The organism is Pseudomonas sp. EA_65y_Pfl1_P113, from assembly GCF_963970525.1.
GTDB classification, from domain to species: domain Bacteria; phylum Pseudomonadota; class Gammaproteobacteria; order Pseudomonadales; family Pseudomonadaceae; genus Aquipseudomonas; species Aquipseudomonas tritici.
Map to the genome: position 1 here is coordinate 57,910 of NZ_CAXAQM010000016.1, position 13,665 is coordinate 71,574.

Below are 13,665 nucleotides of genomic sequence, written 5' to 3' on the forward strand. Positions count from 1 at the left end.
AAACCGGTCCTTGTGACCGGTTTTTTATGCACAGCGGTAAAGTCGAATTTTTCAGTCTTCCAGCAGCGGCAGTTGCAGGCTGAAAGTGCTGCCTTTACCCACCACGCTTTCGCAACGGATGCGCCCACCGTGGCGCTCCACCACGGCTTTGACCATGGTCAGTCCCAATCCTAATCCCTCGCTGCCCTGGGCTGAATCGAAGCGACGGTATTGGCTGAACAGTTCCGGCAAGTCCTGTTCGGCAATCCCTGGACCTTGGTCACTGATGCGACATTCCAACCAGCCTTGCTCACTGCTGTGCCTCAACCTCACGGTCGTACCGGAGGACGAGTACTTGATGGCGTTCTCAAGCACGTTGAACAACGCACGAGTAAGCAGTGACTGGTCAGCCGAGACCATACCCTCATCGGCTTCATCCAGGTCGTGAACCAGATGGATCCCCTTCAGTTGGGCGATCACTGCGACTTGATCAAAGGCATCCATTACCAACATGGCGAACAACGTTGGCTGGAACTGGTAACCGTCAGCTTCGGCTTTCGCCAGTTGCACGAAGGATTCGGTGAGGCTCAAGGCGCGACGAACTTGTTGTTCGATCTGAGCGAAAACCGGTGACTCGCCGTTATGCACATCCAGCAGCGCGAGGATTGCCGAATGCGGTGCGCGCAGGTCGTGGGAGAGGAACCGCAACATGGTCTCGCGGTGTTGCTGGGCTTCGCGTTCTTTACTCAAGTCCGTCAGGCTAAGCAGCCATCCAAGTGCAACATCGCCCTCGGCCGGTAGCAACGGCGCAAGCTCCATGCGCAGGCTGCGCTGGTGGATATCCCGGAACTCGACGAGCTCCAGCATTGGGAGGGCAGGGCGGACGCCATTGTGCAGCGGCGGGTAGCCGAGATCTGCCAGTTGCTCCAACAGGTTTTCATTGACCAGAACATTACCGAACACTTCCCGGGCGATGCGGTTGGCCAGCAGGATATTGCCCTTGGGATCGGTAATCAGCGTCGCTACCGGCAAACACTCCAGACCATCGGACATGAAGCGTCGTGTGTCGCGAGTGCGGCTTACGGCTTGTTCCAGGGCAAAGATACGCGCCTGTAATACGTCGCCTTTGCTGGCGGGCGCACGGCGGCGTTCGGGCAATACTTTGGGTTCGTTATCAAGGCGTGTGAATTCCCAGCCGAAGTAGGCGATGATCACGCTGAGACGACGCCAGTTCCAGATGAGGTAGCTGAGCAACAAGCCGATCAAACAGGCAGCGGGCGACCACCAATGGCCGAGGCGCAACAATGCCCAGGAACCCAGCAGTGAGGTGGCCATGCAGCCCAGGGTCATCCAGAGCGCATAGCGCGGTCGGTAGAGCAGCAGGCCTAGCAGCAATGCCACCAGGGCGGTCGCCATCAGCGCCGCGAGCCAGCACGGCAGATCAACGATGCTGCGGCCTTGCAGCAAGCCATTCAGCACGTTGGCCTGGATCTCCACGCCCGCCGTGTTGCCGACCGTGGAGGAGAGTGGCGTGACGAACCGATCGCCCATCCCGGAAGCCGTCGAGCCGACAAGGATCAGGCGATTGCGCAACTGCTCAGGAGGTACTTCACCGCGCAGGACACTGACATAGGACACACGGGGAAAACGCGCATGTGACGCGATAAACGGGATACGGATTGCATGTTCACGATGCCAGTGTTGGGTGGTCGAGCGCAGAGGTTCACCCGGCATCTCTGATAACTCGCCGCTCATCTCGTAGGCCAGCCAGGCCAGTTGCGGCGCCGTGGCATCGGGTGGGCCTTCACGCATATACAACCTGCGGACTACGCCATCACTGTCCGCCTCCACATTGATATGGCCCAAGCCCTTGGCACATTTGAGCAACGGCAGCATCTGCGCGCCGGGTTGGCTGTAGCTCGCCGTACCCTCTCGCACCAGCGGCAACAAGACATTGCCGGCGTTGCAGACCGACTCGGCCAGGCGCTTGTCCTGTGTGGGATCGCCGGGTTCACTGAAGATCACATCGAACAGAATACCCATGGGCTGGGCGGCACTCAGGCGGTCGATCAGATCCGCGTGCAGGCTTCGCGGCCAGGGCCATTGGCCAAGCTTTTTCAGGCTGGGATCATTGATGGTCACCAGCAGGATACGCGGGTCGACCGGCAGGGGAGTGAGACGGCGCAGGCTGTCGTACAACGGGTTATTCAGAGCCAGGCCTGGGCTCAATGACAGGTAAGCGGTGAAGGGCAGCAGCAGCAAACCAATCCATAACCACTCACGCACCAAGCCATGGAACAGGCGTTGAGCATGGGTAGGTTGACGTTTCTCGGTCTTGTGCCAGAGCATCATTGGTTATGTGCCTGAGGGGTGGGCGGGTAGTAAAAGATGTCATAGACCCCGGTTTCTCCCTCCAGGCCGTTTTCATCGTATGCCGACAGGCGCACGTGATAAAACGACGCTTTAAGCCCAGTGAAGCTCATTTTCGGCACGCTGGAAAAATTTTCCTGCTTGATGTTCATAAAGGCTTTATCGGTGGCGACCTGGGCACGGTATCGCTGGGCACCGGGCAAAGGCCGAAGGTACAAACTCCAGACGGGAGCCTCGCCTTTCTGACCGTCCTGCCCAACAAGCTTCGGTGCGGCGAGCAGTTCCATGGGTTTCAGTTCACCCTGTGTCTTGAAAAGCAGACCTTGCCGGGCGCCCACTTTTACCTCGTTTTCCACTGTCTTGGTTTTCATCTCGCGCTTGACTGCTACCTGGCCTTCCAACACCTCAAGCACCGATTGCTCCGCATCATTGCGCACCCGAAAGTGCGTACCTCGCACGCCCAGTACACCCACCGGCGTCACGATCTGAAAGCGGTCGTGGTCACTGGCGCGCTTGATCACATAGGCCTCGGCTTGGCCCTGTTCAAGCACGACCTGGGGAATCGACAGCTTTTCATCCAGATGCAATCGCACTTGAGAGCTGGCGGGCAACACCACCCGGGAACCATCGCCGAGCAACAGGCTGACAAACGCCGTCGCCGACGTCTTTACGCCTTCCTGTTCATCAATGGTCATGCCTTCAAGCAAAGGGCTCGCGTTGCCCTTGGAATCGAGCTTCCAGGCGCCCCCGGTGAGGTGCAGCACGACTGCAGGCAACGGCTGGGCGCGGCACAGTTGGTTGTCATCAATGTAAGGCGAGCGAATCTTGGCGGCAGCATCCACAGAACCGACCGCCATGATCAACAATGAGGGGAGGGCGAGGCGCAAGCAGTTGGGGGAAAGAATCATGGTGCTCATCACGCTTGGGATTCCAGAGGGCATCTGACATCAGCACACGCAAGTTTACGACAGCGCATGCGTCGGCTGATCCTTTTCCTTACGGTCGGGAGCCGGTATCTTTCCCCATCGGATTGAAGACGTTCAATGGGTTAATCGCTCATTGATGTCAGCGTACCGAGAGATCCAAGGGGTCGACGAATCTGAGCACAATTATTCAGATTCAAAGACCGGCATCTGCGCTGTATGTGCCTGTAAATAAACTGGCCAACGGCTGCTGTACTCTTCAAGAAGAAAGGACCCACCCATGCGTGTCGCAATACTGGATGACGAGCCCGCGGAATTGCGACGGGTGGAACAGACACTGCGACAGATCCCCAGTACCGCCGAACAGCCCTGGACCCTGCATTGCTTCGAACGCGGTGAAGACCTGTTACGCCAACTGCGTCGGGAAACCTTCGACCTGTTGATACTCGACTGGCAACTGCCGGACATCACCGGTATCGCGCTGCTGCGTTGGACCCGTGAACACATGGAGTCGCCACCAGCGGTAATCATGCTCACCAGCCGTGATGCCGAGAGCGATATCGTAACCGCACTGAACAGTGGCGCCGATGATTACGTCAGCAAACCCTTTCGTCCCAATGAGTTGAAAGCACGGGTCACCGCGGTTCTACGTCGCCACGGCCTGCAGAAGTCAGCAACTCACGAAGTACAGAGCTTTAATGACCTGACCTTTGACGATGCTGAACTGACCGTGACGCGCGCGGGTAAACCGATCAACCTCACCGAACGTGAGTATCGTCTGGCTAGCTGCTTGTTTGCCAACCTGGCGCGGCCACTGTCCCGAGAGTATCTCTACGAGCGGTTCTGGACCCATGAAGAAATGGTCTCGTCGCGGCCGCTCGATACCCATATCTATCGGCTGCGCAACAAGCTGGGGTTGACCGCAGATCGAGGTTGGCAGTTGCTGACGATCTACGGGTATGGGTATCGGTTGGAGAGTGTGGCAGCGGCATCTCAAGACTGAAAATGATGGTGTTCCACGTGGAGCATTTGGAAAGTCACCAATCTGCACTTAATAAAAAAGGCCAACGCTTAGGGTTGGCCTTTTTTGTGTTTGCGATTATCTGAATCAGAAGTCCAGGTTAGAAACCGCCAACGCGTTGCTCTCGATGAAGTCACGACGAGGTTCGACCGCATCACCCATCAGGGTGTTGAAGATCTGGTCTGCGCCAATCGCGTCTTCGATGGTCACACGCAGCATACGACGCTGGGCGGGATCCATGGTGGTTTCCCACAGCTGATCGGGGTTCATCTCGCCCAAACCTTTGTATCGCTGGATGGTGTGGCGCTTGGTGCTTTCAGCCATCAGCCAGTCAAGGGCTTCCTTGAATTCCTTGACCTGCTTCTTGCGTTCGCCACGCTGAATATAAGCGCCGTCATCCAGCAGAGTGCTCAACTGCGCGCCCAGAGTAACCACTGTCTTGTAGTCATTGCTGCCGAAGAAGTCGCGGTTGAAAGTGACGTAGTTGGAAAGGCCGTGGGAGATCAACTCGACCTCCGGCAGCCACACGTTACGTTCACGGTCTTCACGCAGGCTGGCTTTGTACACCAGGCCAGACTTCTCGACGGTGCGCAGGCGCACTTCGTACTGGGCCAGCCAATCCTGCATGTGCGCATGGTCGCCCAACTGTTCCAAGCTCACGGCTGGCAGGTAGATGAAGTGCTCGGTCAGCTCCTGAGGGTACAGGCGCGACAAACGCTTGAGGGTCTTCATCACCATGCGGAAGTCGTTAACCAGACGCTCCAACCCCTCACCGGAGATGCCCGGCGCTTCGTCGTTCAAGTGCAAGCTGGCATCTTCCAGAGCCGACTGCGTCATGTACTCTTCCATGGCGTCGTCGTCTTTAATGTATTGCTCTTGCTTGCCCTTTTTCACTTTGTACAACGGCGGTTGGGCGATGTAGATATAGCCACGCTCGATCAACTCCGGCAACTGACGGAAGAAGAAGGTCAGTAGCAAGGTACGGATGTGCGAACCGTCGACGTCAGCATCGGTCATGATGATGATGTTGTGATAGCGCAGTTTGTCGATGTTGTACTCGTCACGGCCAATACCGCAGCCCAACGCCGTGATCAAGGTGCCGACTTCCTGAGAGGAAATCATCTTGTCGAAGCGAGCCTTCTCGACGTTGAGGATCTTACCCTTCAACGGCAGGATGGCCTGGGTACGGCGGTTACGACCCTGCTTGGCGGAGCCGCCAGCAGAGTCACCTTCCACTAGATACAGTTCGGAGAGGGCAGGGTCTTTCTCCTGGCAGTCAGCCAGTTTGCCCGGCAGGCCGGCGATATCCAGCGCACCTTTACGACGGGTCATCTCACGGGCTTTACGCGCGGCTTCACGGGCGCGTGCAGCATCGATCATCTTGCCGACAACCAGCTTGGCTTCGTTCGGGTTTTCCAGCAGGAAGTCGGAAAAGTACTTACCCATCTCCTGTTCCACTGCGGTCTTCACTTCGGAAGACACCAGCTTGTCTTTAGTCTGGGAACTGAACTTAGGATCTGGCACTTTCACCGAAATGATCGCCGTCAGGCCTTCGCGAGCATCGTCACCGGTAGTGGCGACTTTATGCTTCTTGGCCAAACCTTCGGCTTCGATATAGGTGTTGAGGTTACGCGTCAGTGCGGACCGGAAACCCACCAGGTGAGTACCACCGTCGCGCTGAGGAATGTTATTGGTGAAGCACAACAGGTTCTCGTTGAAGCTGTCGTTCCACTGCAGGGCGATTTCCACGCCGATGCCGTCTTCACGCTGGATGTTGAAGTGGAACACCTGGTTGACCGCAGTCTTGTTGGTGTTCAGGTATTCAACGAACGCACGCAGACCGCCTTCGTATTTGAATAGCTCTTCCTTGCCGCTGCGCTCGTCCTTGAGGACGATACCCACACCCGAGTTAAGGAAGGACAGTTCGCGAATACGCTTAGCCAGGATGTCCCAGCTGAAGTGGATATTCTTGAAGGTTTCGTCAGACGGTTTGAAGTGAATCTGCGTACCGGTAGTTTCGCTGTCACCGACAATTTTCATCGGTTCTTTTGGAACGCCGTGCACGTAGGTCTGTTCCCAGATCTTGCCGCTACGGCGAACAGTCAGGATCAGCTCTTCGGACAGCGCGTTCACGACTGACACACCTACACCGTGCAAACCACCGGAGACTTTATAGGAGTTATCGTCAAACTTACCGCCGGCGTGGAGCACAGTCATGATGACCTCTGCCGCCGAAACGCCTTCTTCTTTGTGCACATCTACCGGAATGCCGCGACCGTTGTCGCGCACGGTAATAGACTCATCCGGGTGGATAATGATGCTGATGTCGTCGCAGTGACCGGCCAGAGCTTCGTCGATGGAGTTGTCGACCACCTCGAACACCATGTGGTGCAGACCGCTACCGTCATCAGTGTCGCCAATGTACATACCGGGACGTTTGCGTACGGCATCCAAACCTTTCAGCACTTTAATGCTGGTCGAGTCGTACGTGTTTTCTTCGCTCATGCCTTCACTCCCGATGGTCGTGGGTCTGGGTGATACGGCCTTGTTCCACGTGGAACAAAGCGACTGGCGTTTCCGTCTGCCAGCCTTCCCTCAATAATTCGTGGTCTACACAGGTGATAAACACCTGGCAGCGTAATTCTTCCAACAAGCGGCATAACGCGCGGCGATGTTGCTCGTCGAGTTCGGACGGCAAGTCATCCACCAGATAAATACACTGACCGCGCCGGGCCTGGCTAACCAAATGGCCCTGGGCGATCCGCAGTGCACACACCACCAACTTTTGCTGACCACGGGACAAAATGTCCGCAGCATTGTGAGCGCCTAATCTAAGACGCAAGTCAGCCCGTTGGGGTCCAGCCTGGGTATGCCCAATTTGCTGATCCCGCTGCAAGGACGTCGCGAGCACAGCACTCAGCTCACGCTCTCTGTCCCAACCACGGTAGTAACTCAACGTCAGGCCATCGAGGTCCAACAACTCACTCAAGGTCTGCTCAAAGACTGGTTTCAAGGCTTTGATATAGGCACGGCGGTATTCATCTATTTCGTCGCTGGCCAGGCACAGTTCCCGGTCCCAGGCCGCTTGCGAAGCGGCGTCAAGTGTACCATGCCGCAGCCATGAGTTCCGCTGCCGCAGGGCCTTCTGCAGGCGCTGCCAAGTGGCCATGAAACGCGGTTCCACGTGGAACACTCCCCAATCGAGGAATTGCCTACGGATTTTCGGCGCGCCTTCCAACAGACGAAAGCTGTCAGGGTTGATCAGTTGCAGTGGTAGGATTTCCGCCAACTGCGCAGCACTGCGAGCATTTTGCCCATCAATGCGAATCTGGAACTCTCCGCCGCGATCACGGGATATCCCAAGACTGCTGTGCCCACCCTCAGCCAGTTCGACCTGGCCAAACACCGTGCACGCCAATTGTTCATACTGGATGACCGGTAATAGGCGGGCACTGCGAAAGGAACGGGCAAGCCCCAACAAGTGAATGGCTTCCAGCACGCTGGTTTTGCCACTGCCATTGGCGCCGTGGAGGATATTGATGCGGGGAGAAGGGGAGAAGGTCACCGGGTGCAGATTGCGCACCGCGGTGACCGAGACGCGACTGAGGGACATCTAGCTTCTGCTGAGCATGATTACAGGCGCATCGGCATGACAACGTAAGCCGAGTCGTCGTTATCGGATTCCTGCACCAGGGCGCTGCTGTTGGAGTCCGACAAGATCAGGCGAACCTGTTCAGTGGTCATCACACCCAGCACATCCAACAGGTAGCTCACGTTGAAGCCAATTTCCAGCGAACCGCCGTTGTAGTCGACGCCCACTTCTTCTTCCGCTTCTTCCTGCTCTGGGTTGTTGGCCTGGATTTTCAGCTGACCATTGGCCAGTTGCAGACGAATACCACGGTACTTTTCGTTGGAAAGAATCGCGGTGCGGCTGAAGGCTTCACGCAGGGCCTGACGGTCACCGATCACCAGCTTGTCGCCACCTTTGGGCAGCACACGCTCGTAGTCCGGGAATTTGCCGTCGACCAGTTTGGAAGTGAAGGTGAACTCGCCGGTGGTCGCACGAATATGGTGCTGGCCCAGCACGATGCTGACATTACCTTCTGGCTCAGTGAGCAGGCGCGCCAGTTCGAGGATACCTTTACGCGGCACGATCACCTGGTGACGGTCTGGCTGACCGATATCGGCGCGCATCGAGCACATCGCCAGGCGGTGACCGTCGGTCGCTACGGCGCGGATGATGCCTTCAGACACTTCCAGCAGCATGCCGTTGAGGTAGTAACGCACATCCTGCTGCGCCATGGCGAAACTGGTGCGCTCGATCAAGCGACGCAGTTTGCTCTGCTCCAGGCTGCAGGTCAGCGAACCAGGGCCTTCTTCTACGGTCGGGAAATCATTGGCTGGCAAAGTAGAGAGGGTGAAACGGCTACGACCCGCTTTGACCACCAACTTCGCGTCATCAACCTTGATGTCGATCAGCGCATCGTTCGGCAGGCTTTTGCAGATATCCATCAGTTTGCGCGCAGGCACAGTGATCTCGCCAGGTTCGGCAGGCTCTTCCAGCTGCACACGACCGACCAGCTCGACTTCCAGGTCGGTACCGGTCAGGGACAACTGCTGGCCTTCGACGACCAACAATACGTTGGAAAGCACCGGCAAGGTCTGTCGGCGCTCGACGACGCCTGCGACCAGTTGCAGGGGTTTCAACAGGGCTTCGCGTTGAATGGTGAAATGCATGGTCTAGTCCCTTGCCTTAATAAGCTGCGCTGGTGTCATCAAGTTGTCAGTGTACGCAGCAGGTTCTTGTAGTCCTCGCGAATATCCGCGTCGGATTCCTTAAGTTCATTGATCTTGCGGCATGCGTGCAAGACCGTCGTGTGGTCACGCCCGCCAAACACATCACCGATTTCCGGCAGGCTGTGGTTGGTCAGCTCCTTGGAGAGCGCCATGGCCACCTGACGGGGACGTGCTACCGAACGCGAACGGCGCTTGGACAGCAGGTCGGAAATCTTGATCTTGTAGTACTCGGCCACAGTGCGCTGGATGTTATCCACACTCACCAGTTTGTCCTGCAATGCCAACAAGTCTTTGAGGGATTCGCGAATCAGCTCGATGGTGATGTCGCGGCCCATGAAGTGCGAGTGCGCGATAACCCGCTTGAGCGCGCCTTCCAGCTCACGTACGTTGGAACGAATGCGTTGGGCGATGAAGAACGCCGCGTCGTGGGGCAAGTCGACCTTGGCCTGGTCGGCCTTTTTCATCAGGATCGCGACACGGGTTTCCAGTTCCGGCGGCTCTACAGCTACGGTCAGGCCCCAGCCAAAGCGCGACTTCAGGCGTTCTTCCAGGCCTTCGATTTCTTTCGGATAACGGTCACTGGTCAAGATGACCTGTTGGCCGCCTTCTAGCAGGGCGTTGAAGGTGTGGAAAAACTCTTCCTGGGAACGTTCCTTGCGGGCGAAGAACTGAATGTCATCGATCAGCAAGGCATCAACCGACCGGTAGAACCGCTTGAATTCGTTGATGGCATTTAGCTGCAAGGCCTTGACCATGTCAGCCACGAAGCGCTCCGAGTGCAGGTACACGACCTTGGCATTCGGGTTCTTCTTTAATAGGTGGTTACCCACAGCGTGCATCAAGTGAGTCTTACCCAAGCCAACGCCGCCATAAAGGAAGAGCGGGTTGTAGCCGTGCTTGGGGTTATCGGCTACCTGCCAGGCAGCTGCACGAGCCAATTGGTTGGATTTACCCTCAACGAAGTTCTCGAAGGTAAATGTGCGGTTCAGGTAACTCGTATGCTTGAGCGCACCTTCGACCTGCACGGTGCGCTGCTCAGCGCGAACCGGTGCTTGCTGAGAGGCGGCACCGGCCATAGGGTCAAAACTGTCACGGGACGGCTCTTCATGCTGTGCTGCATTCTTTTGCGCAGAGGACTTGGAGGCTGTCGGCGCAGGTGCACTGGGGGCCGGTGCAGCAGCGGCCTGAGCGTGCGACGCAGCAGCGGCCAACGGCGCATTCGGCGCAGCACGAGGTGCGGAGCTACGTTTGCTGCCTATTAATAAGGAAAGCACAGGCGCAACGCCATTACCCTGTTCGTCGAGCAATTCGAGAACGCGGCTCAGGTACTTCTCGTTGACCCAGTCGAGGACAAAACGATTGGGCGCGTAGACACGCAACTCGTCGCCTTCGGCTTCGACCTGTAGCGGACGGATCCAGGTGTTGAATTGCTGGGCAGGCAGCTCATCGCGCAAAAGCTCCACGCACTGCTGCCAAAGTTCCACTGACACGGATATCCCCTAAGTTGAAAGCCGGTGAGGCAAAAACAGCCGCCATTGTAGCGGCGAGCCGCCCACTTATCCACATGTAGGTTGATCAGAGGCCAGCCAAAATCAACGTCTTAACGGTAAAAAAGTCGACCAATGGTCTGTGCATAAGCTCTGTGGATAAGCGTACCTAAGGTCGTTGTACAAGTGGGGGCTAAAGTCTGTGGGTAACTGCCCTGTGGATAACAAGCCATTCCACACACAGCTTATCCGACAGCGCAGCACAGGCAGAGCACCGTTTCTCCCCCGTGTTGTCATTCTCTGTACATCACGTGGAATGTGGGCTAAAGGTACTTATCCACAGAGGATGGCCTGCCTAGCTTTTATAAGCTTTACAGAAAAGCTTTAAATAACTTCCTTCTTTATTTTTATATCTATGCCACTGCCCTTGAAGGCCAAGCAGACAGAAAAGGCCAAATGGCGCCTAGAGATCTAATTGAAGGAAAAGCTGGTTGGAAATTGACCTAGAGGCTTGCTTTCTCTAGAATCGCCGGTCTCTTAAAACGGGGGCCATTCCGGCCCGTTGTGGACGAACCAGGTAACAACGCCATGAAACGTACTTTCCAACCAAGCACCATCAAACGCGCCCGCACTCACGGCTTCCGTGCTCGCATGGCTACCAAGAACGGCCGTGCTGTCCTGTCGCGTCGTCGCGCCAAAGGTCGTGCGCGTCTGGCAGTTTGATAATCCGGTACTGGTGGTGAGTCAGGACTTCAGTCGGGAAAAGCGTTTGCTGACCCCCCGGCATTTCAAGGCAGTCTTTGACTCCCCCACCGGCAAGGTTCCGGGGAAAAATCTCCTGCTCCTTGCGCGTAACAACGATCTTGATCACCCCCGTCTTGGGTTGGTGATCGGCAAGAAGAGCGTAAAGCTCTCCGTTGAGCGCAATCGCCTCAAGCGTCTGATGCGCGAATCGTTTCGCCTCCACCAGGACACTCTGGTTGGTTGGGATATTGTTATCGTCGCGCGCAAAGGCTTGGGGGACGTAGAAAACCCCGAATTGATTCAGCATTTCGGCAAGCTATGGAAACGTTTGGCGCGTACCCACAAGCCAGCACCAGAAGTCAGCACCGAAACTGTAGGGGTAGACAGCCTTGATGCGTAAACTGGCAATCGTTCCGATCCAGTTTTATCGCTATGCCATTAGTCCTCTGATGGCCAGCCACTGTCGTTTCTACCCCAGTTGTTCCTGCTACGCGTTAGAGGCCATAGAAAATCATGGTCTTCTGCGCGGTGGCTGGCTGACCTTTCGTCGTTTAGGTCGCTGTCATCCGTGGAATCCCGGTGGTTATGACCCGGTTCCATCTATCCCTACCTCCCGTTCTTCTTCGATGGCCGAGTAATCATGGATATTAAACGCACGATCCTGATCGTCGCCCTGGCAATCGTGTCCTACGTCATGGTTCTTAAGTGGAACCAGGACTACGGCCAAGCTGCCCTGCCGACTCAGAATGTTGCTGCCAATGCTGTTCCTGCGGGGCTTCCCGACACAGTAAGTGGCAACAAAACTGCCGCCAGTGACGACATTCCACGTGCACCGGGCGAGACAAACGCACCTGCCGAAGTTCCAGTTGCCGCCAGCACGGACCTCATCCAGATCAAGACGGATGTATTGGACCTGGCTATCGACCCGCAAGGTGGCGATGTTGCCAAGCTGACGCTTCCGCTGTATCCGCGCCGTCAGGATCACCCGGAAATTCCATTCCAGCTGTTCGATAACGGTGGCGAGCGTGTTTACCTGGCTCAAAGTGGCCTGATCGGCACCAACGGTCCCGATGCAAGCGCTACCGGTCGTCCGGTTTTCTCTTCGGAGAAGAAGAGTTACCAACTGGCCGACGGCCAAGACCAACTGGTTGTTGACTTGAAGTTCAGCAAGGACGGTGTCAACTACATCAAGCGGTTCACCCTCAAACGTGGACTGTACGACGTTGTCGTCACCTATTTGATCGACAATCAGAGCGCTCAGCCATGGACCGGCGCGATGTTTGCGCAGCTCAAGCGTGATGCCAGCTCCGATCCGTCTTCCAGCACCGCCACTGGCACCGCCACTTACCTGGGCGCTGCCCTGTGGACGAGTTCGGAGCCGTACAAAAAAGTGTCGATGAAAGATATCGACAAGGTCAACGAAGACAAACAAAAGGCGCCGATCACCTATAACGTGAATGGCGGCTGGGTTGCTTGGTTGCAACACTACTTTGTGACCGCTTGGATTCCTCAGCCTGGCCAGAACAATGTGGTTGCGGCTCGCAAGGACACCAAAGGTAATTACATCATTGGCTACACTGGCCCGGCATTGACCGTTGCTCCAGGTGCCAAGGCAGAAACCAGCGCTACCCTGTACGCGGGTCCTAAAAGTCAGGCTGTACTGAAAGAGTTGTCCCCAGGTCTCGAACTGACTGTGGATTACGGCTTCCTGTGGTTCATTGCCCAGCCGATTTTCTGGCTGCTGCAACATATCCACAGCATCGTCGGTAACTGGGGCTGGTCGATTATCTTCCTGACCATGCTGATCAAAGGGATCTTCTTCCCTCTGTCGGCAGCCAGCTACAAGTCGATGGCGCGCATGCGTGCCGTGGCTCCGAAACTGGCGGCACTGAAAGAGCAACATGGCGATGACCGGCAGAAAATGTCGCAGGCCATGATGGAGCTGTACAAGAAAGAGAAGATCAACCCGCTGGGTGGATGCTTGCCGATTCTGGTACAGATGCCGGTATTCCTGTCGCTTTACTGGGTACTCTTAGAAAGCGTGGAAATGCGCCAAGCACCGTTCATGCTGTGGATAACTGACCTGTCGATCAAAGACCCGTTCTTTATCCTGCCGATCATCATGGGCGCAACCATGTTTATCCAGCAGCGTCTGAACCCGACTCCGCCGGACCCGATGCAGGCCAAGGTAATGAAAATGATGCCAATCATCTTCACCTTCTTCTTCCTATGGTTCCCAGCGGGTCTGGTGCTGTACTGGGTAGTCAACAACGTGTTGTCGATCTCTCAACAGTGGTACATCACACGTAAAATCGAAGCGGCTACCAAAAAAGCCGAGGCGTAA

At 56.3% G+C, this 13,665-nt stretch carries 11 protein-coding genes; 5 read left to right on the forward strand and 6 right to left on the reverse strand.

The window, feature by feature from the left end; translation table 11 throughout:
* Positions 1-51: 51 nt before the first annotated feature.
* Positions 52-2,331, reverse strand: a complete 2,280-nt coding sequence (locus tag AACY52_RS16275; RefSeq protein WP_339436896.1) for a CHASE2 domain-containing protein — start codon at positions 2,329-2,331, stop codon at positions 52-54.
* Positions 2,328-3,206: a FecR domain-containing protein gene (locus AACY52_RS16280; RefSeq protein ID WP_339427761.1), complete on the reverse strand. Its 879-nt coding sequence runs from the start codon at positions 3,204-3,206 to the stop codon at positions 2,328-2,330. The genes AACY52_RS16275 and AACY52_RS16280 overlap by 4 nt, the downstream gene beginning before the upstream one ends.
* A gap of 346 nt (positions 3,207-3,552) precedes the next feature.
* On the opposite strand from AACY52_RS16280, the gene AACY52_RS16285 reads away from it, so the two are divergent.
* Entirely contained in the window at positions 3,553-4,275 is a 723-nt protein-coding gene (locus AACY52_RS16285) for a response regulator transcription factor (protein ID WP_049710807.1), read from the forward strand.
* Positions 4,276-4,380: 105 nt separating this feature from the next.
* On the opposite strand, the gene gyrB is transcribed toward AACY52_RS16285, so the two are convergent.
* The 4 genes from gyrB to dnaA are packed head-to-tail and all read right to left on the reverse strand — an operon-like array spanning position 4,381 to position 10,580.
* On the reverse strand, positions 4,381-6,798 hold the full coding sequence (gene gyrB / locus AACY52_RS16290) for a DNA topoisomerase (ATP-hydrolyzing) subunit B (RefSeq protein WP_339418515.1): 2,418 nt from the start codon (positions 6,796-6,798) through the stop codon (positions 4,381-4,383).
* 4 nt (positions 6,799-6,802) lie between these two features.
* The gene (recF, locus tag AACY52_RS16295) at positions 6,803-7,906 is read right to left on the reverse strand and encodes a DNA replication/repair protein RecF (RefSeq protein WP_339418516.1); all 1,104 of its coding nucleotides are present in this window, start codon (positions 7,904-7,906) and stop codon (positions 6,803-6,805) included.
* A gap of 20 nt (positions 7,907-7,926) precedes the next feature.
* Positions 7,927-9,030 (reverse strand): DNA polymerase III subunit beta, encoded by a 1,104-nt coding sequence (gene dnaN, locus AACY52_RS16300; protein WP_049710809.1) that lies wholly within the window; start codon positions 9,028-9,030, stop codon positions 7,927-7,929.
* Between the two features lie 38 nt (positions 9,031-9,068).
* Complete coding sequence (gene dnaA, locus AACY52_RS16305; RefSeq protein WP_339418519.1) at positions 9,069-10,580, reverse strand: chromosomal replication initiator protein DnaA; 1,512 nt, start codon at positions 10,578-10,580, stop codon at positions 9,069-9,071.
* A 585-nt stretch (positions 10,581-11,165) separates the two neighbouring features.
* Between dnaA and rpmH the strand changes: the two genes are divergently transcribed.
* From rpmH to yidC, 4 genes are read left to right on the forward strand one after another with little or no spacing between them, the layout of a single operon-like run.
* Complete coding sequence (gene rpmH / locus AACY52_RS16310) at positions 11,166-11,300, forward strand: 50S ribosomal protein L34 (RefSeq protein WP_003213577.1); 135 nt, start codon at positions 11,166-11,168, stop codon at positions 11,298-11,300.
* 16 nt (positions 11,301-11,316) lie between these two features.
* On the forward strand, positions 11,317-11,721 hold the full coding sequence (gene rnpA / locus AACY52_RS16315) for a ribonuclease P protein component (protein WP_026083143.1): 405 nt from the start codon (positions 11,317-11,319) through the stop codon (positions 11,719-11,721).
* A complete protein-coding gene (gene yidD / locus AACY52_RS16320) occupies positions 11,714-11,959 on the forward strand; it encodes a membrane protein insertion efficiency factor YidD (protein ID WP_083207160.1) in 246 nt (81 codons plus the stop codon). The genes rnpA and yidD overlap by 8 nt, the downstream gene beginning before the upstream one ends.
* Positions 11,960-11,961: 2 nt before the next feature.
* Entirely contained in the window at positions 11,962-13,665 is a 1,704-nt protein-coding gene (gene yidC / locus AACY52_RS16325) for a membrane protein insertase YidC (protein WP_339418520.1), read from the forward strand.

What these genes read in the sequence shown, in the direction of transcription:
- rpmH (WP_003213577.1), top strand. Translation starts at nt 11,166, where the DNA reads ATGAAACGTACTTTCCAACCAAGCACCATCAAACGCGCCCGCACTCAC.
- yidC (WP_339418520.1), top strand. Translation starts at nt 11,962, where the DNA reads ATGGATATTAAACGCACGATCCTGATCGTCGCCCTGGCAATCGTGTCC.
- AACY52_RS16280 (WP_339427761.1), bottom strand. Translation starts at nt 3,206, where the DNA reads ATGGCGGTCGGTTCTGTGGATGCTGCCGCCAAGATTCGCTCGCCTTAC.
- recF (WP_339418516.1), bottom strand. Translation starts at nt 7,906, where the DNA reads ATGTCCCTCAGTCGCGTCTCGGTCACCGCGGTGCGCAATCTGCACCCG.
- AACY52_RS16285 (WP_049710807.1), top strand. Translation starts at nt 3,553, where the DNA reads ATGCGTGTCGCAATACTGGATGACGAGCCCGCGGAATTGCGACGGGTG.
- yidD (WP_083207160.1), top strand. Translation starts at nt 11,714, where the DNA reads ATGCGTAAACTGGCAATCGTTCCGATCCAGTTTTATCGCTATGCCATT.
- dnaN (WP_049710809.1), bottom strand. Translation starts at nt 9,030, where the DNA reads ATGCATTTCACCATTCAACGCGAAGCCCTGTTGAAACCCCTGCAACTG.
- AACY52_RS16275 (WP_339436896.1), bottom strand. Translation starts at nt 2,331, where the DNA reads ATGATGCTCTGGCACAAGACCGAGAAACGTCAACCTACCCATGCTCAA.
- gyrB (WP_339418515.1), bottom strand. Translation starts at nt 6,798, where the DNA reads ATGAGCGAAGAAAACACGTACGACTCGACCAGCATTAAAGTGCTGAAA.